This is a genomic window from Volucribacter psittacicida, assembly GCF_004339025.1.
Lineage (GTDB): Bacteria > Pseudomonadota > Gammaproteobacteria > Enterobacterales > Pasteurellaceae > Volucribacter > Volucribacter psittacicida.
The window spans coordinates 209,964-234,746 of the sequence record NZ_SMFT01000001.1 but is presented as its reverse complement, the minus strand read 5'-3'; the positions used below and the strand labels follow the sequence as shown (position 1 = coordinate 234,746).

Here is a 24,783-nt window from a genome sequence, read left to right as displayed (position 1 = left end):
GACACATTCTTATTTAGGAGAAAACATAATGACTAAGACAAAATCATCTCTCAGTCTATTGTCCTTGGCGGGCGTAGAACCTTATAAAGAAAAGAAAAATGAAGAATATATGAATGAGGCACAATTAGCTCATTTTGAGAAAATTCTTCAAGCATGGCACGAACAAATTATGGAAGAAGCAGAACGTACTGTCGCCCATATGCGTGATGAAGCCTCTAATTTCCCTGATCCTGCGGATCGTGCAACCCAAGAAGAGGAATTCAGCTTAGAGCTAAGAACGCGAGACAGAGAACGTAAACTGCTGAAAAAAATTGAACGCACGCTGAAAAAAATTGAAACGGGCGATTTTGGCTATTGTGAATCTTGTGGGATAGAAATTGGTATCCGTCGCTTAGAAGCACGTCCAACAGCAGATTTATGCATTGATTGCAAAACCTTAGCTGAGATTCGTGAAAAACAAATGGTAGGTTAATTTATCTTGCCTTTAAAATAACAAAATCCCACAAAAGCCTTTGTGGGATTTTTAATATTAATCATTATCTCTTATATTTAAGCAGCAACCATTACCATAGCTGGGCGAATAACTCGACCATTTAACAGATAACCTTTTTGCAATACGCTGGTAATCTGATTAGCTTCAAACCCTTCTGTTGGCTGCATTGAAATAGCTTGATGTAAATCTGGATTAAAGACTTCCCCCTCAACGCCCACAGGCTCAACGCCGAAACGACTTAAGGTTGTGAGTAAATCTTTAAGGGTTAACTCTACCCCATCAAATAAGGCTTTAACCCCCTCTTCTGGTTGTTCTGCAATATTCGTTTGTGTTGCTATAGCACGCTCAAGATTATCCACGGTGTTAATAATATCTTTAGCAAATTTCTCTAAAGCAAATTTATGGGCTTTCTCAACATCTTGTTCTGTACGGCGGCGAATATTATCAATTTCAGCACGAGTTCTCAGTAGAATATCTTGTTCTTTCTTAGCACAATCTGCTAACTGGGCTTCTAATTCCTGTACTCGCTCAATAGCTTGTGCTAACGGATCGCCTTGCTCATTTTGCACATTTTCTTGCGTTTCAGGCTCACAAGTCTCTACACGAGATTGTTCTTCATTTTCTAATTCTACTTGTTTTTCTTGTTCAGACATAAGTACTCCATTATAAAATCAGTCATAATTCCCGCCTATTGTAGCAAAAAATTTCTATTTGCGTGAACTAGACAGATAAACATATCATCAGTTATAGCACATTAAATATAGCCGTCCCACTTTAAACTAATATAGCCTTACCTCATTTTAAATTGAAACGACTATACAAAATAACACAACATCAATATCACAAGCTATTTATGTTGCATTCAACGGGCTGTATTGTAATATAGTGGTCAAATTGATTTATTCAAGAGATACAGCTTAGGCATGATGATAACAACGAATTTCCCAGCACCTGATCACGAGCATTCACATAGTCCATTTACTACTATAGGTTTAGTGGGGAAACCACGCAATCTTTCCTTGCAACTTCATCGTAACCTTTTACAATGGCTAATAGATAAAGGCTATGAAGTTATTGTAGAGCAAGAAGTGGGAGAAAAATTAAATTTAAATCCAACCTATATTGCCAGTTTAGAAGAAATAGGACAACGTGCTGAACTCGCTATTGTCATTGGTGGTGATGGCAATATGCTTGGTAACGCAAGGGTATTATCTAAATATGATATTTCATTAATTGGTATTAATCGAGGCAATTTAGGTTTTTTAACTGATATTGATCCTAAACAAACTTATGAACAACTCCAAGCCTGCTTAAATGGCGAATATGTCGTAGAAGAACGTTTTTTATTAGAGGCTTATATTGAACATAACGGCGAAATGATTAATGTGGGCAATGCTGTTAATGAAGTGGTTTTACACCCAAGCCAAATTGCTCGTATGATTGATTTTCACGTTTATATTGATGATAAATTTGCCTTTTCACAGCGTTCAGATGGTTTAATTATCGCCACCCCTACAGGCTCAACGGCGTATTCCTTATCCGCAGGTGGACCAATACTCAATCCACAACTTAACGCCATTTCACTTGTGCCAATGTACCCACATACCCTCTCATCTCGCCCTCTTGTTATTGATGGTAATAGCAAAATTTCTATGCGATTTGCCGATTATAATGAATCAGGTATTGAACTTAGCTGCGATAGTCAAGTCGCTGTACCTTTTTCCAGTAATGATATTGTTACCGTTGTTAAAAGCCCACATAAATTACGCCTACTACATTTAAAAAATTATAATTATTACAATGTATTAAGAAGCAAACTTGGCTGGTTAAAAAAGTTATTCTAAAAAATTAGCAAAAACCTCTTTACTGTATAAAATAACAATATATAATGACATTTATACAGTAAAGGAGGTTTTCTTATGCTAACACAACTTACCATCAACAATTTTGCTATCGTACGTCAATTAAACACAGAATTTCAAGCTGGTATGTCCGCCATTACAGGCGAAACGGGGGCAGGTAAATCCATTGGTATTGATGCCTTAGGATTATGCTTAGGCAACCGTACAGAAATCACTATGCTACGCAATGAAAATGAACGAGCTGAAGTTACCGCCTCTTTTAGTATTCAAGCAAATAGCCAAGCCGCACTATGGCTTAAGCAATATGATTTACAAGATCAAGATAATCCCACAGAATGTATTTTAAGACGCATTATTAACACTGATGGACGTTCCAAAGCCTTTATTAATAATACCCCAGTTCCTGTTTCTCAACTAAAAGAAATTGGGCAATATTTAACCCAAATTAATGGGCAACATTCTTCACAACAACTACTTAAACCCGATTATCAACTGCAATTATTAGATCATTTTTGTGGACATTCCTCTTTATTACAACAAGTACAGCAAGATTATCAACAATGGAAAACCTTACAAGCTGAGCTCCAACAATTACAACAGCAGCGTGCAGAACACGAAGCCCGTAAACAATTATTACAATATCAAGTTAATGAGCTTGATGACTTCAACTTACTTGAAGGTGAATATGAAGAATTAGAAGCGGATCACAAACGTTTATCCAATAGCGAGGAATTAACCCGACTTTCACAATCTCTTGCTATGTTATTAAGTGAAAATGATTCTGTGAATATTGACAGTATGTTATACCGAGCCACTCAATATCTCAGCGAACTAGCGAGCTTAGATGAACGTTATCAAAGTATTGAAAATATGCTGCAAGAAGCCCTCATTCAAGTACAAGAGGCAAGTAGTGAAATTAGCCATCTTTCTAATGATCTAGAACAAGATCCCGAATTATTACAACATATTGAGCAACGTATGGGACAAGCGATTCAACTTGCACGCAAGCATTATGTACAACCAGAAAATCTCACTCAACATCATCAACAGCTCAAACAAGAACTTGAGAAATTAGGCGATTTTTCTGATCAAGAACAACAATTACAAGCTCAAGTCAAACAAACTTATGATACGCTTTTGACCAACGCAGAAAAACTTTACCAGAGTCGCTGCCAAGGGGCTTCTAAATTGGCTCAACAAGTCACCAAATCAATCAAACATTTAGCCATGGAAAACGCTGAGTTTTTTATTGAAGTGAATCATCACGCCAGTAAAATCTCTCAAAAAGGTGCTGATAGCATTATGTTTACCTTACGCAGTAACTTAGGTCAACCTATTCAGCCATTGGCTAAAATTGCATCTGGTGGTGAGCTTTCTCGTATTGCCTTAGCAATCCAAGTATTAACCGCCGATAATTCCTCGATTCCAACCTTAATCTTCGATGAAATTGATGTAGGGATCAGTGGAGCGACCGCTAGTGTCGTAGGCAAATTATTGCGCAAATTAGGCGAAAAATGCCAAGTGATCTGTGTAACCCATTTACCACAAGTGGCAAGCCACGCCCATCAACAATTTAGCGTAGAAAAATCCGTAGTAGATGAAAAAACAGAAACAAAAATGACCGCACTTTCTAGCTCACAACGGGTAAAAGCCTTAGCTCGTTTATTAGCTGGCAGTAAAAAAATTAGCGACAGTGCCTTAGCCAATGCACAAGAAATGCTAAATTTAGTAGCTTAATCCAATTTACTATATGGCATAAAAAATAAAATCCCTTATGAAAAATATCATAAGGGATTAATATAATTGATAAAAATTAGAAACTATAAGTTAAACCTGCAAAGTAAACAACAGGATCTAATTTAATTTCAACTTCATGCCGAACATTTGGTGCTGTATTAAATTTTGCAGTAGTTTTAATTCTTGTGTACCAAAGAGCGGTATTTAAATAGATATTGTCCGTTAATTTAATATCAATCCCTGCATTAATAACAGGTGCAAAGGAATGTTTATCCACAGAAACATTAGTGATAAGTGAATTAGTAGATTTAGCATTAAAGAAACGGGTATAGTTTAAACCTGCGCCAATATAAGGACGGCTACCCGCATCTTTATCTAAGAAATAATATTGTAAATATAGGCTAGGAGGAAGTTGTTTCACCTTTACTACTTCACCTAGATTACCTAGACCTACAACGCCAGCGCTCACTTTATGAGTAAAAGGTGTTGCACCTAATAGCTCCAAACCAATGTTATCTGTAAACATATAAGTCGCCGTTAAGCCCACTTGTGCATTATTATTCACATTAAGATTAATATCAGCATAAGGTGTTTTGGTTTCAGAAGTTGAGTTAGCATCAACAAAAACACCACCTAAACGAACATGCACACTTCCTGCTTCGTGAGCATTGGCAATGCCTGTAAATAATGATGCTGCAATTCCTAAGGCTAATATTGATTTTTTCATAATGATAATCCTCACTTATTTTTATTTAAGACAATGAAATTTAACCATACAAACTCTATGGTTAATTGCGGAGCTAATATACCCCATTTGAGTTATTAAAAATGTGATATAAGTCAAATTTATGAAATTTACTTAAATTATTTTTCTTGCCCTAGCATCATAAAAACAAAATCCAATAAAATTACAAATTTGATCTTAATCAAACGCTGATTTTTATCAGATTTAAGGCTATAATGCCCCATTTACTTTCATTGTATTGAGAATAGGAAAATGCAAATTAATTTTACCCATATTTTTCAAGATAGTTGGAATTTCATACGCAATCAACGTGTATTTGCTATGAGTTTTGCTATATTTTTCTTTTTATTAACCTTTACTACCCAAGCATTACTCGACACAATGTTGCCAGCTATTATGCAACAACTCCAAAATCAAAATGTCTCCCTTTCCTCGGAGCTACCTGCAAGTATCAATCAAACGGCTTCATTAATGACAAATTCAAATATTATGTTGATTTCCTTAATCAGCCAAATTATCAATAGCCTACTCTCTACTTGGGCATTAATTGCTATTCATCAAATTAGCCAGCATAATCAGTTTTCTTTCGCTCAAACCTTTACTCTCAGCATAAAATATTTTCTTGCGGTGTTAATTTTAAGTGTTTTAGTCATCTTTCCCTTACTTTATGGGGCGATTAATCTATTATTAGGCTCTTTATTGGGTTTAGTGCTTACCTTATTAGGAATCTATATATTCCTCCGTTTATGCCTATCGCCGTTAATTTATCTCTTTGAAAATAAATCATTTTTTTCTGCAATCCAATATTGCTGGCAACAAACCAATAAACGTTTAGGCACCTTGGCTATTTATTGTCTAATTGTGTATGTACTTTTTTCATTAATCGCTAATCAACTAGCAGGATTAAATCAAAATCTATTTATTCAAATCATTACCACTGCGTTACACAGTATCATTACTGTTTTTTCCTTGGTATTTAGCTATCGTTTTTATCATCTTTTTATTCATCAACGTTAGGATAAACTATGAAACAATTACTTGAATTTATCCCTTTAATTTTATTTTTTGCCGTTTATAAACTTGTTGGCGTACAACAAGCGGCGATAACCCTTGTGATTGCCACAATCATACAAATGATTATTCTAAAAATAAAATACCAACATATTGAAAAACAACAAAAAATTATGGCTATTGCAGTCGTCTTTTTTGGCTTATTGACCGCTTATTTTAATGATCTTGAATTCTTAAAATGGAAAGTAACTGTTGTTTACGCCATTTTTGCACTGGCATTAATCATTAGCCAATTCTTATTTAAAAAGCCTTTAATTCAACAGCTCTTGGCGAAAGAAATTCAACTCCCACAGTCAATATGGAATCGTCTAAATCTTGCTTGGGCAGGCTTTTTTCTCTTTTGTATGCTATTAAATATTTATATAAGCCAAGCCCTATCCGATGATCTCTGGGTTGATTTTAAAACTTTCGGTATTCTTGGTTTAACCCTGATTGCCACCTTTCTTACAGGGATTTACATCTACCGTTATTTACCCAAAGATCAACACAACAATACCAATAAAGAACAATCTAAATAGGAATATTTATGAGCCAGATAGATAAACAAAATCATCAACCCCGTACCCCACAGGGTAGCCTATTATTGCGTACCCTTGCTATGCCTTCGGATACTAACGCGAATGGTGATATTTTTGGTGGCTGGATTATGTCTCAAATGGATATGGGCGGTGCGATTCTTGCTAAAGAAATTGCTCATGGTCGCGTTGTTACTGTTTCTGTTGAAAGTATGAATTTTATAAAACCTGTTACCGTCGGTGATGTAGTATGTTGTTATGGAAAATGCCTTGCAGTAGGACGCTCCTCAATAAAAATTAAAGTAGAAGTTTGGGTTAAAAAAGTCTCTTCTGAGCCTTTTAATGAACGCTATTGTGTTACTGACGCTGTATTTACCTTTGTCGCTATTGATGAACAAGGTCGCTCTAGAGCAGTACCGAGAGAAAATAATAAAGAGTTAGAACAGGCTTTAGCCCTATTATAATGACGTTTTCTATTAAATTATTTTAAAGTGGAACAACGACTATAGTCGTTTCAATTTAAAATAAGACAAGGCGGTACGTCGAAAACAGTACAAGTAGTACGGCAAGACGTACCAACGCTGTATTATTTTAAAGTGGGACGACTATATAAAAAACACAACTTAACAAAAGGAAACATTATGTACTACATTATTTTTGCCCAAGATAAAGCAAATAGCTTAACACAACGTTTAGCCGTTCGCCCTCAACATCTCGCACGTTTAGAACAATTACAACAACAAGGTCGCTTATTAACCGCAGGCCCCTTACCTGCGATTGACGATGAAAACCCCGGCGAAGCAGGTTTCACAGGATCCACCGTTATCGCACAATTTGACAACCTCGATCAAGCACAACAATGGGCCGAAAGTGATCCCTATGTAAGTGCTGGCGTTTATGAACAAGTTATTGTCAAACCTTTCAAAAAGGTTTTTTAATCTACAAAATATCGCCACCAGATATTTGGTGGCGATAACTTAATATTTTTTGGTGTAACGGGCAAAATACTGGCTAATAATACCATCAAATTATTAAAAGTTATTTTTATTAAAAAATCATTTAAAAACAACCCCTTACAAATTGCATTTAATCCATTGTGATTAATTACTACTTAAGTTCACTAAATAAGCTTTCTAACCAATTTATTGTTTTTTCAATATTTAATTCTCGTATAACGCCCTATTAATCCTTTATATAAAATGAATAAGCCCTGTGGCGTATAATTATTCAGCCGTTGATAAAATAAGTCTAAATTTTTGAGGTCAAATCAGATAAGAGCTTTTTCTAGGGGAATATTTCTTTGCCTACTTTCTTTACACGAGCAAAGAAAGTAAGTCGCCAACGGCGAAAACCATTAACGAAGACGGAGAAATAACAGCAAAAAATCTCAAAACCAACCGCACTTTGTACCAAATAACATCACCTACTCATCTCCCAACCAAAATCACTGACACAAGTTCACTCTCAACCAATTTTTTGTTAAAATCGCTCCAATTTTTTGGCAATAAAATAATTTACACATAATGACAAGTAACTATCAAGCACAAGATATTCGTGTTCTAAAAGATCTTGAACCCGTTCAATTACGCCCGGGTATGTACACCGATACCACTCGTCCTAATCACCTTGGACAAGAAGTCATTGATAATAGCGTGGACGAGGCATTAGCGGGCTATGCTAATAAAATTGAGGTAATCTTGCATAGTGATCAATCCCTTGAAGTAATTGATAATGGACGGGGAATGCCCGTGGATATTCATCCTGTTGAGGGGGTTTCTGGCGTTGAACTGATTTTATGCAAATTACACGCTGGAGGAAAATTTTCTAATAAAAATTATCAATTCTCTGGCGGATTGCATGGTGTTGGGATTTCTGTGGTCAATGCCTTATCTGAGTTTGTTCGGGTTACCATTAAACGTGATGGGCAAATTTATCATATTGAGTTTGCTAACGGCGTAAAAACCAAAGAGCTTGAAATCATTGGCGCTTGTGGACGGCGTACCACAGGCACCACTGTGCATTTTAAACCTAATCCTCATTATTTTGATTCTGCTAAATTTTCCGTAAGCCGTTTACGTCATTTATTGCGAGCTAAAGCCGTACTTTGTCCAGGTTTACACATTAAATTTATTGATAAAATTAACCATAATGAAGAACAATGGCTTTACCAAGATGGCTTAAGCGATTATCTCAGCGAGGCAATAAATGGTTTCACCACATTACCTGAAACACCTTTTATAGGGAGTTACACTGGCGAGAAAGAAGCCGTAGATTGGGCATTATTGTGGTTACCTGAGGGCGGCGAGCTGATTGGAGAAAGCTATGTCAATCTTATTCCGACTCCATTAGGCGGTACCCATGTGAATGGTTTACGCCAAGGGTTATTAGATGCCATTCGTGAATTTTGTGAATTACGCAATTTGTTGCCTCGTGGGGTGAAACTCACGGCTGATGATATTTGGGATCGTTGCGCTTATATCCTTTCAATAAAAATGCAAGAACCTCAATTCGCAGGGCAAACAAAGGAGCGTTTATCTTCTCGCCAAGCGGCTGTTTTTGTCAATGCTGTGGTAAAAGATGCCTTTAGTTTATGGCTTAATCAACATGTTCACATCGCTGAGCAACTGGCAGAATTGGCGATTAATTCGGCTCAACGCCGTTTGCGTGCAGCGAAAAAAGTGGTGCGAAAAAAACTTGTGAGTGGCCCAGCTTTACCGGGGAAACTGGCTGATTGTAGCCAACAAGATATTGAACGAACCGAATTATTTTTAGTGGAAGGGGATTCTGCTGGTGGCTCAGCGAAACAAGCCAGAGATCGTGAATATCAAGCAATACTCCCCTTAAGAGGTAAAATTTTAAACACTTGGGAAGTGTCTTCTGAACAGGTTTTAGGTTCGGAAGAAGTCCATAATATTGCCATTGCCTTAGGCATTGATCCCGATAGCGATGATCTTTCGCAGTTACGCTATGGTAAGATCTGTATTTTGGCTGATGCGGATTCTGACGGTTTACATATTGCCACCTTGCTTTGTGCTTTATTTTTACGCCATTTCCCTAAATTAGTCCAGCAAGGGCACGTTTTTGTGGCAATGCCACCGCTCTATCGCATTGACTTAGGCAAAGAGGTTTTTTATGCCCTTGATGAAAGTGAGAAAGAGGCGATTTTAGCTCGCTTAGCAAGGAAAAAAGGTAAGCCTAATGTACAACGTTTTAAAGGCTTAGGGGAAATGAATCCGTTACAATTACGGGAAACCACCATGGATCCAAATACACGCCGATTAGTCCAGCTCACCTACGAGCAAGATCAAGAAACCCTTGAGTTAATGGATATGCTATTAGCCAAAAAACGAGCAGAAGATCGTAAAACCTGGTTGCAAGACAAAGGTGATCAATTAGATTTAACCTTATAACTGAACACTTTTGGCATTAATAATCATTGAATAAACAAGTTAAAGATAAAATTAATTATGACAACCCAGATAAACTATGACGGCATTGAGCAAATGCCATTGCGCACATTTACCGAGAGTGCTTATCTAAACTATTCTATGTACGTCATTATGGATCGTGCCTTGCCCTTTATCGGCGATGGGCTAAAACCTGTTCAACGACGTATTGTTTATGCCATGTCTGAATTAGGGCTTAATGCCACAGCGAAATATAAAAAATCTGCTCGTACCGTTGGTGATGTGTTAGGTAAATTCCACCCCCATGGCGATAGTGCTTGCTATGAAGCCATGGTATTAATGGCACAACCCTTTTCCTATCGCTATCCATTAATTGATGGACAAGGCAACTGGGGGGCGCCTGATGATCCTAAATCCTTTGCGGCAATGCGTTATACGGAATCTCGCTTAGCCAAAATTGCAGAAATCCTCTTAGCTGAACTTGGACAAGGTACAGTAGATTATCAAGCCAACTTTGACGGTACATTAGCCGAACCACAATATTTACCTGCTCGCCTACCCCATATTTTATTAAATGGCACAACAGGTATTGCAGTGGGTATGGCAACGGATATTCCTCCCCATAATCTGAACGAAATTGCTCAAGCCACCATCATGTTATTGGACAATCCTCAAGCGACCCTCGAGGATCTCTTAACCCTTGTGCAAGGCCCTGATTACCCGACTGAAGCGGAAATTATTTCTAACAAAAACGATATTCGCAAAATTTATGAACAAGGTCGTGGCTCCATTAAAATGCGTGCGGTGTGGAAAAAAGAAGAAGGCGAAATTATTATCACCGCCTTACCTCATCAAGCCTCGCCTGCAAAAGTTATGGCACAAATTGGCGAAATGATAACCAATAAAAAATTGCCAATGGTAGAAGATATTCGTGATGAATCAGATCACGAAAACCCTGTGCGTTTAGTCATCGTACCACGTTCTAATCGAGTAGATATTGAGGCTTTAATGAGCCATTTATTTGCCTCTACGGATTTAGAAAAAAGCTACCGTGTCAATATGAATATGATCGGTCTAGATAACAAACCTGCGGTAAAAAATTTAGTACAAATTCTCAATGAATGGCTAGATTTTCGCCGCACAACGGTAACGAGACGCTTACAATATCGCTTAGAAAAAGTGCTAGGCCGATTGCATATTTTGCAAGGTTTAATGATCGCCTTTCTAAATATTGATGAAGTGATCCAAATTATCCGTTATGAAGATGAACCAAAATCCGTCTTAATGACAAGGTTTAACCTTTCCGAACAGCAAGCCGAAGCGATTTTAAACCTACGTTTACGCCATTTAGCCAAATTGGAAGAACAAGAATTACAAGCAGAACAAGATAATTTAGCCAAAGAGCGGTCAAATTTAGAAAAAATTTTATCCTCGCAACAACGCCTTAATCAACTGATTAAACAAGAAATTCAACAAGATGCTAAAACTTACGCCAGCCCACGCCGTTCGCCATTAATTGAACGTGCGGAGGCGAAAGCCATTGCCGAAAGTGATATGACGCCAGCGGAACCTGTTACCGTTATCTTATCCGAAATGGGTTGGGTACGCTGCGCCAAAGGGCATGATATTGATGTGCAAGGCTTAAACTATAAAGCGGGCGATAAATACCTTGCCCATGCTTATGGGAAAAGTAACCAACCTGTGATTTTTATGGATAGCACAGGTCGCAGCTATGCTTTAGAACCCTTAAGTTTACCTTCCGCTCGCTCACAAGGCGAACCGCTAACAGGAAGATTAACCTTACCGACCGGGGCTTGTATCGAACAGGTCATTATGGAAAATGAACAACAACCATTATTAATGGCATCTGATGCAGGCTACGGCTTTATTTGTAAACAACAAGATCTCATTACTCGTAATAAAGCGGGTAAAGCGGTTATTAATTTACCTGATAATGCAAAATTATTGCCACCATTAAAAATTGAACAATATCATTCATTATTAGTCGCCTTAACTTCGGCAGGAAGAATGTTAATCTTCCCTATACAGGATCTGCCTGAGTTAAGCAAAGGAAAAGGCAATAAAATTATCAATATCCCAGCGAAATCAGCTCAACAACGCACAGAATTATTGGTGAAATTATTGCTAATTTCAGAACAAGCTCAACTCGTTTTCTATTCAGGTAAACGCAAAATCACCTTAAAACCTGAAGACTGGCAAAAATTCCGCACAGAACGAGGACGAAAAGGCGGACAACTACCAAGAGGCTTACATAGTTCTGCGACTATTGAAGTTGTTGAGGCAGAATAATAGGTAATAAAAAATCCCAAGGATCAGTTGGGATTTTTACTAAATAATTATCTCATTCTTTTTGTACAAAAAAAGAAAATAAGCTACTTCTTTGATAAAAGGATAAGCTCTGGCAAAGGCAAGATATTACCTACTCAAACAACCCCAATAACTCCGCCACCGTATAAAAAGAGCCAAAGATAATAAGATAATCCTGAGCTTGGCTATTTTTTAACGCCATTGCTAGTGCTTGTGTCATAGTTTCCACACAATAGCTATCAACCTTAGCGAGAGATTGTAAGTTTTTCTGTAACTGTTGGGCTGACTGCCCTCTTGTCCCTTGCAAACTCAAGCAATACCATTGATCGAGCACTGGTAATAAGGGTTTAAAAATACCTTGGCTGTCTTTATCTTGCAAAATACCACAAATGGCGACAATTTTGCTGTTCCTGTGTTGTGTCTTTATTGCTTGTAATTTTTCTGCCAAGTAACGAGCTGCGTGGGGATTATGTGCGACATCTAAAATTATTTGTGGTAAATCTTGTTGAGCAAATTTTTGTGCTAATCGTTGTTGCTGTTTAGCCGTTAAATATTGAAAACGCCCTGTTAATTGGACATTTTGTAATGCCTGATAAATGACGTTGTCTGGAATAACATAAGGCAGATAACTTAATACCGCTAATGCGGTGGCGGCATTAGCTAAAGGAATTTGGCATAATGGTAAATGTGCTAAGCGAGTATGCTGATTTTGCCAATACCAAGTATTGCCTTGTTGTTGAAAATGCCATTGTTGATCACGACAAGCAAGCTTACAACCTAATTGCTGGGCATAGTTTAACATTGACTGCGGAATATCTTTTTCACCAATGACCACAGGTTTGTTAGCACGAAAAATCCCCGCTTTTTCAAAACCGATTTGTTCTCTTTCTGCCCCTAAAAAATCCGTATGATCAATATCGATGGATGTGATAACTGCAATATCCGCATCAACGATATTGGTTGCATCTAAACGTCCGCCTAATCCCACTTCTAAAATCACAACATCAAGTTTAGCTTGCTTAAACAAATGCAGAGCGGATAAGGTAGAAAACTCAAAATAGGTTAGCGATTGATTTCGGTTTTGTTCAATAAAAGCAAAGGATTGGCTATGTTGTTGATCCGATAATTCTTGTTGCTCAATGCGTACTCGTTCATTATAACGTATCAAATGTGGCGATGAATAAACACCCACTTTTAAACCAATATCTGATAACAATTTTTCCAGTAAACGACAAGTTGTACCTTTGCCATTGGTACCGCCAACGGTAATCACGAATGGCGCTGGTTTTAATAAATCTAATTGTTTTGCTACAGAGGCTACACGATCTAAGCCGAGATCAATAGGCTTATAATGTTGTTGTTCTAAATAACAAAGCCACTCATTGAGTGGCGAATTTGCGTTTAATTGTGAATATTGCATAATTTTCCTAATGGTTAAATGCGTCTTGCTTGCCAATAAGCCTTACGCCAATAAGGGCTATTAAGGGAAGAATAAATCACGCCACCTTTGGTTGAGGCGTGTAAAAATTTATCCTCTTTCACATAAATCCCCACATGATAGCCGTTTGGCCCTCGTCCTGTTTTAAAAAAGACCAGATCGCCTGTTTGTATTTCGTGTTTAGCCACTGCTCTGCCTTGTTTAACCTGTTCTGTGGTCATTCGTGGTAATTGAATACCAAAACGATGTTGAAAGGTAACTTGGACAAAACCAGAACAGTCAATACCTTGACGGCTATTGCCACCAAGGCGATATCTTGTGCCAGCCCACTCCCGTTGTTGTTCACTAAGTAATGCAATGGTCATAATGGGATCATTTAATGATCCCTGATAACTCATAGGATTATTCTCCGAATAATCTTCATGATTTGACGATGAACAAGCCACTAAGGTAGAAAGAGCGGTCAAAAAAGACAATAATTTTAAATAATTTCGTCCTTGCCTAAGGTATTGCATAGAATTCTCCGTCATAAAATAGAGAGGCGTTTTACTTTAAAATAAGACAATATTGGTACGCCTCTCTGCACTATTTGTACTGTCTTCGGCGTACCATCTTGTTTTATTTCAAATCAAAACGACTATAAAACGAGGATATTTTTGCTGAGTAAAGGAAAATTAACCTTTTTGTTTTTCTACTCGGCTACGCAATTTTTGCCCCGCTTTAAATACCACCACTCGGCGAGCAGAAACCGCAACACTTTCTCCCGTTTTAGGATTACGCCCCGGGCGAGAAGCCTTATCCCTAAGTTCAAAATTACCAAATCCTGATAATTTAACATCAATACCAGATTCTAATGCGGTACGAATTTCCTCAAAAAAACTTTCCACAAGTGCTTTTGCTTGACGCTTGCTGAGATTAAATTTTTCCATTAAATTCTCAGCGATTTCTACTTTTGTTAATGTCATGGCTTAATCCCTCAAATAGGCGTTAAAACGTTGTTTTAATTCGGTAACCACTTGGCTAATGACAGCATTAATTTCTTCGTCACCGAGAGTTTTTTCACTATCTTGAATAATTAAACTTATTGCTAGGCTCTTATGCCCTTCTGCAACCCCAGTGCCTTGATAAACATCAAATAAGTTAATTTGTGCCAATTTCTCTCCAGCCACCTCACGACAAACTTCGAGGACATCAGATGCCGCAATATCTTGTTGCACAACCACCGCTAAATCTCGGCGATTTGATGGGAAACGTGAAATTTCTTTTGCATTAGCAACATCACGATGAGCAATGGCTCTTACAATGACTTCACAGGCAAAGACTTTGCCATTTAATCCCAACTTTTGGGTAATGCTTGGGTGGATTTGCCCAATAAAACCAATTTCTTGCCCCTCTAACATAATGGCAGCAGATTGTCCCGGGTGGAAAGCCGGATAGGTTTTTGCCACAAATTTCACTTTATTTGCCACACTGGTTAAGGCCAAAATATTTTCTAAATAGCCTTTTAAATCAAAGAAATCGGAATTTTCTGATTTACCTGTCCAATGCTCATTTAATCTTGCGCCAGTCATAATTGCCGAAAACACAAGCTCTTGGCGAATACCAAATTCCGCTTGGCTATCTGGGATAAAGCGTAAACCTGTTTCAAATAAACGCACACGATTTTGCTGGCGATTTTGGTTATAAAGCACAGCCTCTAATAATCCCGTTAATAATGAAACACGCATTGCTGACATTTCTGAGGAAATAGGATTTGGTAAGATCCAAGCAGGCTGTTCTGGGTGCAATAATCGTTGAACCTTTGGATTAACGAAACTATAAGTAATGGCCTCGTGGAAATCATTTGCCACTAAAGCCGTTTTGATTTGTTCAATATCAACATCAGATTCACGATGTTGCCCCATGGTTAAATGGGCTAATGGTGCTTGATTAGGAATATTGTTATAGCCATAAATACGAGCGACTTCTTCAATCAAATCTTCTTCAATGGCAATATCAAAACGCCATGAAGGCGAAGTGATCGTCCAAGATTCATCAGCGTATGATGGCTTAAAGCCTAAACGTTCAAAAATATCGGTTACGGTTTCAGTAGCGATATGATGGCCTAACACCTTATCTAATTGACTGCGGCGTAAGCTCACTTGATGAGAGGTTGGTAAATATTGTTGATTAACCACTTCACAAATTTCGCCTGCTTGCCCACCACAAATCTCAATAATCAAGGCTGTTGCTCGCTCCATCGCTTGATGTTGTAAAGTAAAATCAACACCACGTTCAAAACGATGTGAAGAATCTGTATGCAAACCATATTGACGAGCTCGTCCTGTAATGGCTAATGGGGCAAAGAAAGCGGATTCTAATAAAATATCTTGAGTTTCGCTATTCACGCCACTCTCTTTACCACCAAAGATCCCCGCCATTGCTAATGGACCTTTCTGATCAGCAATAATTAAGGTGTTAGGTTGTAAGCTCACTTGATTGCCGTCTAAAAGGGTTAATAACTCGCCCTCTTTTGCTAAACGCACTTGCACAGGTTGGGCAACTTTAGCGGCATCAAAGGCGTGCATTGGTTGACCTAACTCTAATAACACATAATTGGTAACATCCACAATTGGATCAATGGAACGAATACCACAACGGCGTAATTTTTCTTTTAACCATACAGGCGAATGAGCTTTAACATTCACGCCTTGAATGGCACGCAATAAATAACGTGGGCAAGCCTCTGGTGCTTGTACCTCAATTTGTACCTTTTCACTCGAACTCTGCTCACAGGCATTAAAGTGCGGTGGATTTAGCGAAAGTTTATTAGCGACACCAAGCTCACGAGCGATACCTGAAATACTTAAACAATCGGCACGATTAGGCGTCAAGCTAATTTCAATGCTCTTATCATCAAGCTGTAAATATTGGCGTAAATCCGTACCAATAGGGGCATCAACTGGCAATTCAATAATGCCATCATGATCCTCTGTGATACCTAGTTCACTATAAGAACAAAGCATACCTTCGGAAGGTTGTCCACGCAATTTGGTTTTCTTGATCTTAAAATTGCCAGGCAGCACTGCACCATCAACGGCACAAGCCACTTTAAGCCCTTGACGACAGTTTGGGGCACCACAAACAATATCTAATAATCTTTCACTGCCCACATTGACTTTGGTAACCCGTAATTTATCGGCATCAGGGTGTTTTTCACAAGCGACTACCTCGCCAACGACTACACCTGTAAACTCGCCAGCCACATTGGCAACATCATCAACTTCTAAGCCAAGCATAGTAATTTGTTCGCATAATTGTTCGGTGGTCATTGCTGGATTAACCCACTCACGAACCCATAACTCACTGAATTTCATTTATCTCTCCACCTAAAATTATTTAAATTGTTTTAAAAAGCGTAAATCATTTTCAAAGAATGAACGCAAATCTGTGACATTGTAACGCAACATCGTTAAGCGTTCCACGCCCATTCCAACGGCAAAACCTGAATATTCATTTGGATCAATGCCCACATTGCGTAGCACATTTGGATGCACCATACCGCAACCTAAGACTTCCAACCATTTACCATTTTTCCCCATGACATCAACTTCCGCAGAGGGTTCAGTAAAAGGGAAATAAGAAGGACGGAAACGCACTTGTAAATCTTCTTCAAAAAACGCACGCAAGAAATCATGTAACAAGCCTTTTAATTCGGCAAAGTTGGCGTGTTTATCCACAAATAACAACTCAATTTGATGAAACATTGGTGTATGGGTTTGATCATAATCATTACGATATACTCGCCCCGGCGCAATAATACGGATAGGCGGTTTTTTGTTTTCCATTGTACGAATTTGCACGCCAGAAGTTTGGGTACGCAATAATAATTCAGGATTAAACCAAAAAGTATCGTGATCCGCTCTTGCAGGGTGATGTTTTGGAATATTTAAGGCATCAAAATTATAATAATCACTTTCAATTTCTGGGCCTGTTTCAACGGTAAAACCTAATTCGGAGAAGAATTTCACCACACGGCGAATTGTAATATTAACAGGGTGTAGCCCACCAATTTCCACCTTACGCCCCGGCAAACTGACATCAATTTTTTCTTGAGCAAGTTTGGCATCTAACTCCGCTTTTTCCCATTCCGCTTTCTTGGCATTCCATAATTCTTGCACTTTTTGCTTGGCTTCATTAATTTTCGCCCCCACTTTTGGACGCTCTTCCGCCGCCACATCACGCAAGCCTTGCATTAAGGTAGTGAAATGCCCTTTTTTACCAAAAAACTCAACGCGAATTTCCTCTAACGCCGCTAAATTTTTATCCGCAATGGATTCTATTGCCTTATGTGCTTTATCAACGATCTCTTTTAGGTTTTGCATACCTGTCCTCTAAATAATAAATGATCTACGACAAGAAAAAAGCCTCCAAAATGGAGGCTTACAGTTTGAATCTTTAGGTTAACAAACTGATTGCCTCAATGACTTTATCAAGCCAAAAAGCCAAAATATCTATTGCTAACCTTATCAAAAATTCCTGTTATATTCATAGTCTCGTTTAAGATTTTATAAAATTGCTTTAATGATAATACTAAATAATTAAAAAATCACGTTTTTTCTATTAAAGAAAGAATTTGTTGTGCAACTTCTGGTTGTTGCCAATGCTCCCCTTGCTGAGGTAAACAACTTACTACGATGGGCTGCCCTAAATATTCAAAGGCGAGTTTAAAAGCGTGCAAATAAGTGCGGTCTGTTTTTACTTTATTTCCATATAGGCTATCTCCCAAAATAGGACTGCCTAAACTTTTCATTGCCACTCTAATTTGATGAGTTTTGCCTGTTTGTGGCTTTAGCACAAATAAACGTAAACAAGGAACAATGCTTAAGCTATAAAAACGGGTAATAGCAGGTTGCTCTCGACTTCTCAATAATTTCCAAGCTCCTGCTCTCGCTTTTTTCATATCGCCAATAATGGTTCCCTGTTTTTTATGCGGTTTATGATCCGATAATGCCAAATAGGTTTTATGAATACGATGCTCCGCAAATAAACGAGAAAGCTCCCTTGCCGCCTCAACATTTAAGGCAAAAATTAATAAACCTGAGGTTATCTTATCTAAGCGATGAACCAACCATAACTTTTCTTTTCCTAATTGACGAGCTAACAAAGTGGTCAGACCTGTTTCTTGATCATCTTTATGCACGCTGATTGCACAAGGCTTATTAATTATAATAAAATCCCGATGTGAAAATACAATGTCAAACATTTAATCATTAATCTTATTCGTTGTAATAGTTGGCTAAGCATAATATGAATATTTCCTTTGAGCAAATCTTTGATTACCTTGTTCCCTACATTATCCCTGTTATTATGTGGACATTAACCGTTACCATTACCTTTCGCTTAATTACCAAAAAGCAATCGGTGTCCGCTACCCTCTCTTGGTTAATGATCGTCTATCTTATCCCTATCGTTGGTATTTTGGCTTATTTAGTTATTGGGGAAATTAATTTAGGCAAAAGACGAGGTAATAGCTTTAAAAAGCTCCAGCCTAAATTTATGGCTTGGTTTGAACAATTTAAAACCTGTGGACATTTAATCAATACCAACAATAATTTGCTATACAAGCCTATTTTTGAGCTTGCCCAAAATCGCCTCGGTATTCCTTGTGTACTAGGTAATGAATTGCATATTTATGACACCCCTGAATCCATTATGCAAAGCATAATCCAAGATATAAACCAAGCACAAACCAGTATTAATATGACCTTTTATATTTGGTTTAATGGCGGTATGGTTGATGAAGTCATGCAGGCATTAGTTAAAGCTCGCCAGCGTGGCGTTGCCATTCATATTTTATTAGATTCTGTGGGCAGCCGTGCTTTCTTTAAAAGCCAAAATTATCAGTATATGCGACAACAAGGTATTGAAATTACCGAAGCGTTACATGTCAGCCTATTACGGGTTTTCCTACGCCGTATTGATCTCAGACAGCACCGCAAAATTATTGTGATCGATAATCAAATTGCTTACACAGGAAGTATGAATATGGTTGATCCAAGCTGTTTCAAACAAGATGCCCATGTGGGTAAATGGATCGATATTATGGTACGCATTACAGGGCCGGTGTCTTCACTACTTAATGCCCTGCATGCGTGGGATTGGGAAATTGAAAGCGAAAAAGCCCTGCCATTAATTCTTCCAGCCTGCCCAGAGATAACCAATAGCCAAAGCCATTCACACGCTGTCCAACTGATCGCCTCGGGACCGAGCTTTCCTGATGATCTTATGGCACAATCCCTGTCCTTAGCCATTTTTTCCGCACGCAAAAGCATTACCATTACCACACCTTATTTTGTACCAAGCCATGGCATTGTTGAAGCATTACGCATTGCTGCCTTGCGAGGGGTTGAAGTGAATTTAATCATTCCAAAACGCAATGACTCAGTTATGGTCAAATGGGCAAGTCGCAGTTTCTTTGATGAATTATTATCCGTTGGGGTAAAAATTTACCAATTTGAAAAAGGCTTACTGCATACAAAAAGTATGCTAATTGATAACAAACTGGCATTAGTGGGGACAGTAAATATGGATATGCGTAGCTTTATGCTTAATTTTGAAGTCACTATGGTGGTTGAAGACAAAAGTTTTGCCAATGAAATTGCGATATTACACGAAAATTATCTACAAACAGCCTCCCTACTTGATTATCAGCAATGGAAAACTCGCTCCCTTTATTCACGCATTGTAGAAAAAATCTTTTTCTTATTTAGCCCATTGCTTTAAACGCTATGTTTCACTTAGCAACAGGAACAACAAAGGTTATGACAAAAACATTAACGCTATATTTAGTTCGCCATGGACGCACAGAATGGAATGAACAAGGCTTATTACAAGGGGCAAAAAATTCTCCCCTTACCCCTCAAGGCATTGAGGGAGCCAAACGCACAGGACAAAAGCTCAAACAAATTGATTTTACCGCAGTTTATACTAGCCAATTACAACGCACCATTGATACTGCTCAATATATCCTAGCAGGCAAAAATAGCCCCATTATCCCCCTTGCTCAACTCAATGAACAGGATTTTGGTGCTTGGGAAGGACAATCCATTGCGGAACTCAAACAAACCGAAAACCAAGAATTTTATGCTATGCAACATCAACCAGAGGCTTATCAAGCCCTAAACGGCGGCGAAACCTACGCTCAATTAGCCCAACGTGTTGAACAAGCAATCCAACAAATTACCCAAAATCATCAACAAGGCAATATCCTTATTGTTTCCCATGGGCATACCCTACGTTTATTACTCGCCCTCATCAACAATATCCCTTGGCAACAACACCGCGACCCAGAACTGAGTGTATCCCTTGCCAATACGGCTATTAGTATTGTTAAATATCAAGAAAATGAAAATCATCGAGGGTATGTTATTGAATCGGTTAATGATATGGATCATTTATAATTTTTTCCAATTTAAAGTAAAACAAAATAATATTATAAATAGGTAGCAATAATACTGTGATCAAATTCTCATTTCTTAATAAAACTCTCTCTTATGCTTATATTTCCTCTTTTTACATTTGCAAATAATAAGTATTTCTATTATTGTTATTGCAGTGTTATCAAAATGTAGTGATAGCCCATCATATCCAAAGTGAGACAGCTATCCTATTAATTATCTTATATAAGAGGTTCATATAATGATTATTTCATCAGCCAATGATTATCGCAAGGCGGCACGCCGTCGTGTTCCCCCATTTATGTTCCATTATGCCGATGGTGGTTCCTATGCAGAACAAACATTACAGCGTAATGTCAGCGATCTTGCGAATATTGCGTTACGTCAACGTGTACTCAAAGATATGTCCGATCTCAATACAGAAATAGAATTATTTGGTGAAAAACTCTCAATGCCTGTAGCACTTGCACCTGTTGGCGCTTTGGGTATGTATGCGAGACGTGGCGAAGTACAAGCGGCGAAAGCGGCTGATAAAAAAGGCGTTCCCTTTACCCTTTCTACCGTATCCATTTGCCCGATAGAAGAAGTTGCTCCCGCCATAAAGCGCCCAATGTGGTTCCAATTATATGTATTGCGTGATCGTGGCTTTATGAAAGATGCATTACAACGTGCAAAAGCGGCGGGTTGTTCAACATTGGTCTTTACCGTAGATATGCCAACACCAGGGGCAAGATACCGTGATATGCATTCAGGTATGAGCGGTCCTTATAAAGAAATTCGCCGAGTATTACAAGCCGCCTTACACCCATTTTGGGCTTGGGATGTTGGGATAAAAGGCAAGCCCCATACCCTTGGCAATGTTTCTCATTATATGGGAAAACAAATTGGATTAGATGATTATATCGGTTGGCTCACCCAAAACTTCGATCCTTCTATTTCATGGAGAGATTTAGAATGGATTCGTGAGTTTTGGGACGGCCCAATGGTAATTAAAGGTATTCTTGATCCTGATGATGCCAAAGATGCGGTGCGTTTTGGCGCTGATGGTATTGTAGTGTCTAACCATGGTGGTCGCCAATTAGACGGTGTTTTATCCAGTGCGAGAGCCTTACCTGCTATTGCTGATGCTGTTAAAGGTGATATAAAAATTCTTGCGGACTCTGGTATTCGCAATGGACTTGATGTGGTACGAATGATCGCCTTAGGTGCTGATGCTTGCTTATTAGGCCGTGCATTTGTTTATGCCTTAGGTGCCGCTGGACAAGCTGGTGTAGAAAATATGTTTGATATTTTCCATAAAGAAATGAAAGTCGCGATGACATTAACCAGTAATCAAAAAATCAGCGATATTACTGCTGATGCCTTAGTGGATTTGAAATCGCTCTAATACCTAATAAGGCATAGGTTTCTATGCCTTGTTTAAATTAATTATTCCATAACAGGGATAACGCAATACCCCACATAATAATCCCAATCAATACTTCTAATATTTTCCAAGATTTCGGGTTTGCAAACAAAGGACGCAACATTTTAGCGCCATAACCTAAACTGAAAAAGAATAGGAATGAAGCCAGCATTGCTCCCACCGCAAAAGCATATTTCGCCATAAATTGCGTAGAAATGGCACCAATTAAAATCACCGTATCTAAATAAACATGGGGATTAAGCCAAGTAAAAGCCAGGCAAATTAAAATGATTTTACCTAGCTGTTGATGTTCTTGTCCTTGTGCTTGTAGGCTATTGTTATGCTTTATCGCGGTATGAAAACTTTTTAATCCATAAACGAAAAGGAATAACGCCCCAAAATAACGTGCTATTTCAACAATCAAAGGATATTGCTGAATAATTCGCCCAAAACCAAACACCCCTAATGAAATCAAAATCGCATCGGAGCAGGCACAAATCAAACACACCGTAAAAACATATTGGCGTTTGATACCCTGTTTAAGAACAAAGGCATTTTGTGCACCTATGGCAAGAATTAAAGACAATCCTACACCGAAACCAGAAAGTAAAGCAGATAAGGTCATAACCATCCTTAGGTAAATAACAATAATAAATGTTACAAAAAATTAACAAAAATGAGAAGATAATCAATGATCGAAAGTGCTAAAAATTTTATCAAAACGTACCGCACTTTTAATAATAGAAAAAATCTGCCCAATATAGGCAGATTTTATTTCTATTCCGTTATTTTAAAATTGATTTATTTTGCATTTTCTAATTCAGCTTCTTGTTCCTTATCTAAAGGTTTAAGGAATTTAAAGAATGCAAAAGTAACAATAACTGTTATTGCAAAAGCCACCCAAACAGCAACATCATAACTTAGATGTAAACCGATAGGCGCATAAGCGATGTAAGTTGTACATACCATCGTCATAAACATCGCAGGTAACGTACATACCCAATGGAATTTTTGATAACGATATAAATAAGCGGCAGCTGTCCACATCATTATCATTGCGGTAGTTTGGTTTGCCCAACCGAAATAACGCCATAATACTTGGAAATCCACACGAGAAATAATAAAGCCAAGTACAAATAAAGGAATGGCGATCATTAAACGTTTGGAGAATGAACGTTGTTCTAATTTAAAGAAATCCGCAATGAGTAAACGTGCTGCACGGAAAGCTGTATCTCCAGAAGTAATAGGCAATACCACCACCCCTAATACCGCAAGAATACCACCAAATAAGCCTAACATACCGATAGCTGAGTCATAAACCACTTTCGCAGGCGTACCTACATTAATCGCTTCATTAATGGCTTCTGGACTTTCATAGAAACTTAATCCAACCATACACCAAATTAAAGCAATCACCCCTTCCGCAATCATCGCACCATAGAAAATAAAGCGAGCTTCACTTTCATTTTTCGCACAACGTGCCATTAATGGAGTTTGTGTCGCATGGAAACCTGAAATCGCACCACAAGCAATAGTAATAAATAGCATTGGCCAAATTGGTAAGTTTGAGGTATTCATATTTTTAAAGAAATCCGTAATACCTACTTCCAAGCCCCAAAAACCAACATCTGGGAATAAGGTTCTAAAGAATGAAATATCATTTAAAATAAACCCAAAGAACATTCCAAAGGTCATAAAGAGCAACAATGCACCAAATAATGGATAGATACGTCCAATAATTTTATCAATTGGTAATAAGGTCGCAATAATGTAATAAATGAAAATAATCGCTGTCCAAGTTACCAAAATTGTGGCAGATCCTGAAGTCACTTCTTCATTAACAGCATTAGAACTTAAACTTCCTGCCCCTAATAATTCAGAAGTAATACTACTTAATAAGTTAGCAGGGCTTGCTACAAAGACCACGCCGACAAGAAGTAATAAAACAATGGCAAAAACATTCATAAAATGTTTTGCAGGTTGACCAATATATTTTCCCGTTAAATAAGGAATATTCGCCCCTTTATTGCGAATACTTAACATACCACAAAAATAGTCATGTACCGCACCAGCAAAAATACAACCAAATACAATCCATAACATCGCCACAGGCCCATATAATGCCCCCAAAATAGGGCCAAAAATAGGACCTGTACCAGCGATATTTAATAATTGAATTAACCAGATTTTCTTTTTAGACATTGGCACATAGTCAATGCCATCAGACATAGAATGAGCGGGAGTTAGGCGTTGAGGGTTGATTTTAAAAATTTTCTCTATTAAACCACCATAAAGAAAATAGCCAGCCACTAATAGCCCTACACAAAATAAAAACCATAACAT

General features: G+C 38.0%; 22 protein-coding genes. 12 read left to right on the top strand and 10 right to left on the bottom strand.

Annotation, left to right across the window (positions count from 1 at the left end):
* Window positions 1-28: 28 nt before the first annotated feature.
* Window positions 29-472 carry an RNA polymerase-binding protein DksA gene (gene dksA, locus EV694_RS01065; RefSeq protein WP_132688019.1) on the top strand — a complete coding sequence of 148 codons (444 nt, stop codon included), beginning with the start codon at window positions 29-31 and terminating at the stop codon, window positions 470-472.
* 77 nt (window positions 473-549) lie between these two features.
* On the opposite strand, the gene grpE is transcribed toward dksA, so the two are convergent.
* A complete protein-coding gene (gene grpE / locus EV694_RS01060) occupies window positions 550-1,146 on the bottom strand; it encodes a nucleotide exchange factor GrpE (protein WP_132688016.1) in 597 nt (198 codons plus the stop codon).
* A 273-nt stretch (window positions 1,147-1,419) separates the two neighbouring features.
* Here grpE and EV694_RS01055 point away from each other — a divergent pair, with 273 nt between their 5' ends.
* Both EV694_RS01055 and recN read left to right on the top strand, forming a co-directional pair.
* A complete protein-coding gene (locus tag EV694_RS01055; protein ID WP_132689165.1) occupies window positions 1,420-2,337 on the top strand; it encodes an NAD(+) kinase in 918 nt (305 codons plus the stop codon).
* A 75-nt stretch (window positions 2,338-2,412) separates the two neighbouring features.
* Window positions 2,413-4,092 (top strand): DNA repair protein RecN, encoded by a 1,680-nt coding sequence (gene recN / locus EV694_RS01050; protein WP_132688013.1) that lies wholly within the window; start codon window positions 2,413-2,415, stop codon window positions 4,090-4,092.
* Window positions 4,093-4,168: 76 nt separating this feature from the next.
* Here the strand turns inward: recN and EV694_RS01045 are convergent, their stop codons facing one another.
* Complete coding sequence (locus EV694_RS01045) at window positions 4,169-4,819, bottom strand: OmpW/AlkL family protein (RefSeq protein ID WP_132688010.1); 651 nt, start codon at window positions 4,817-4,819, stop codon at window positions 4,169-4,171.
* Between the two features lie 270 nt (window positions 4,820-5,089).
* Here EV694_RS01045 and EV694_RS01040 point away from each other — a divergent pair, with 270 nt between their 5' ends.
* From EV694_RS01040 to parC, 6 genes are all read left to right on the top strand, one after another.
* On the top strand, window positions 5,090-5,854 hold the full coding sequence (locus EV694_RS01040; RefSeq protein WP_132688007.1) for a YciC family protein: 765 nt from the start codon (window positions 5,090-5,092) through the stop codon (window positions 5,852-5,854).
* Between the two features lie 8 nt (window positions 5,855-5,862).
* Window positions 5,863-6,426, top strand: coding sequence for a septation protein A (locus EV694_RS01035; protein WP_132688004.1), 564 nt, complete (start codon window positions 5,863-5,865; stop codon window positions 6,424-6,426).
* An 8-nt stretch (window positions 6,427-6,434) separates the two neighbouring features.
* Window positions 6,435-6,887, top strand: coding sequence for an acyl-CoA thioester hydrolase YciA (yciA, locus tag EV694_RS01030; RefSeq protein ID WP_132688001.1), 453 nt, complete (start codon window positions 6,435-6,437; stop codon window positions 6,885-6,887).
* Between the two features lie 177 nt (window positions 6,888-7,064).
* Window positions 7,065-7,361 carry a YciI family protein gene (locus tag EV694_RS01025; RefSeq protein WP_132687999.1) on the top strand — a complete coding sequence of 99 codons (297 nt, stop codon included), beginning with the start codon at window positions 7,065-7,067 and terminating at the stop codon, window positions 7,359-7,361.
* Window positions 7,362-7,946: 585 nt separating this feature from the next.
* Complete coding sequence (gene parE, locus EV694_RS01020) at window positions 7,947-9,833, top strand: DNA topoisomerase IV subunit B (RefSeq protein ID WP_132687997.1); 1,887 nt, start codon at window positions 7,947-7,949, stop codon at window positions 9,831-9,833.
* A 57-nt stretch (window positions 9,834-9,890) separates the two neighbouring features.
* Window positions 9,891-12,140, top strand: coding sequence for a DNA topoisomerase IV subunit A (gene parC, locus EV694_RS01015; RefSeq protein WP_132687994.1), 2,250 nt, complete (start codon window positions 9,891-9,893; stop codon window positions 12,138-12,140).
* 130 nt (window positions 12,141-12,270) lie between these two features.
* On the opposite strand, the gene folC is transcribed toward parC, so the two are convergent.
* The 6 genes from folC to EV694_RS00985 form a co-directional block, all read right to left on the bottom strand.
* On the bottom strand, window positions 12,271-13,578 hold the full coding sequence (gene folC, locus EV694_RS01010) for a bifunctional tetrahydrofolate synthase/dihydrofolate synthase (protein ID WP_132687992.1): 1,308 nt from the start codon (window positions 13,576-13,578) through the stop codon (window positions 12,271-12,273).
* Window positions 13,579-13,592: 14 nt separating this feature from the next.
* On the bottom strand, window positions 13,593-14,111 hold the full coding sequence (locus tag EV694_RS01005) for an NlpC/P60 family protein (RefSeq protein WP_132687990.1): 519 nt from the start codon (window positions 14,109-14,111) through the stop codon (window positions 13,593-13,595).
* A 159-nt stretch (window positions 14,112-14,270) separates the two neighbouring features.
* On the bottom strand, window positions 14,271-14,561 hold the full coding sequence (locus tag EV694_RS01000; protein WP_132687987.1) for an integration host factor subunit alpha: 291 nt from the start codon (window positions 14,559-14,561) through the stop codon (window positions 14,271-14,273).
* Window positions 14,562-14,564: 3 nt separating this feature from the next.
* Entirely contained in the window at window positions 14,565-16,952 is a 2,388-nt protein-coding gene (pheT, locus tag EV694_RS00995) for a phenylalanine--tRNA ligase subunit beta (protein WP_132687985.1), read from the bottom strand.
* Between the two features lie 18 nt (window positions 16,953-16,970).
* The gene (pheS, locus tag EV694_RS00990; RefSeq protein ID WP_132687982.1) at window positions 16,971-17,960 is read right to left on the bottom strand and encodes a phenylalanine--tRNA ligase subunit alpha; all 990 of its coding nucleotides are present in this window, start codon (window positions 17,958-17,960) and stop codon (window positions 16,971-16,973) included.
* 224 nt (window positions 17,961-18,184) lie between these two features.
* Entirely contained in the window at window positions 18,185-18,841 is a 657-nt protein-coding gene (locus EV694_RS00985; RefSeq protein WP_132687980.1) for a TIGR01621 family pseudouridine synthase, read from the bottom strand.
* Between the two features lie 44 nt (window positions 18,842-18,885).
* Here EV694_RS00985 and cls point away from each other — a divergent pair, with 44 nt between their 5' ends.
* The 3 genes from cls to lldD all read left to right on the top strand — a co-directional run bounded on the left by cls (window position 18,886) and on the right by lldD (window position 22,422).
* A complete protein-coding gene (cls, locus tag EV694_RS00980) occupies window positions 18,886-20,361 on the top strand; it encodes a cardiolipin synthase (protein ID WP_132687978.1) in 1,476 nt (491 codons plus the stop codon).
* Window positions 20,362-20,399: 38 nt separating this feature from the next.
* Entirely contained in the window at window positions 20,400-21,038 is a 639-nt protein-coding gene (locus tag EV694_RS00975; RefSeq protein WP_132687975.1) for a histidine phosphatase family protein, read from the top strand.
* A gap of 238 nt (window positions 21,039-21,276) precedes the next feature.
* Window positions 21,277-22,422 carry an FMN-dependent L-lactate dehydrogenase LldD gene (gene lldD / locus EV694_RS00970; RefSeq protein ID WP_132687973.1) on the top strand — a complete coding sequence of 382 codons (1,146 nt, stop codon included), beginning with the start codon at window positions 21,277-21,279 and terminating at the stop codon, window positions 22,420-22,422.
* A gap of 37 nt (window positions 22,423-22,459) precedes the next feature.
* On the opposite strand, the gene EV694_RS00965 is transcribed toward lldD, so the two are convergent.
* Both EV694_RS00965 and EV694_RS00960 read right to left on the bottom strand, forming a co-directional pair.
* Entirely contained in the window at window positions 22,460-23,065 is a 606-nt protein-coding gene (locus tag EV694_RS00965) for a LysE/ArgO family amino acid transporter (protein WP_132687971.1), read from the bottom strand.
* Between the two features lie 176 nt (window positions 23,066-23,241).
* Window positions 23,242-24,783, bottom strand: coding sequence for a carbon starvation CstA family protein (locus EV694_RS00960; RefSeq protein WP_132687968.1), 1,542 nt, complete (start codon window positions 24,781-24,783; stop codon window positions 23,242-23,244).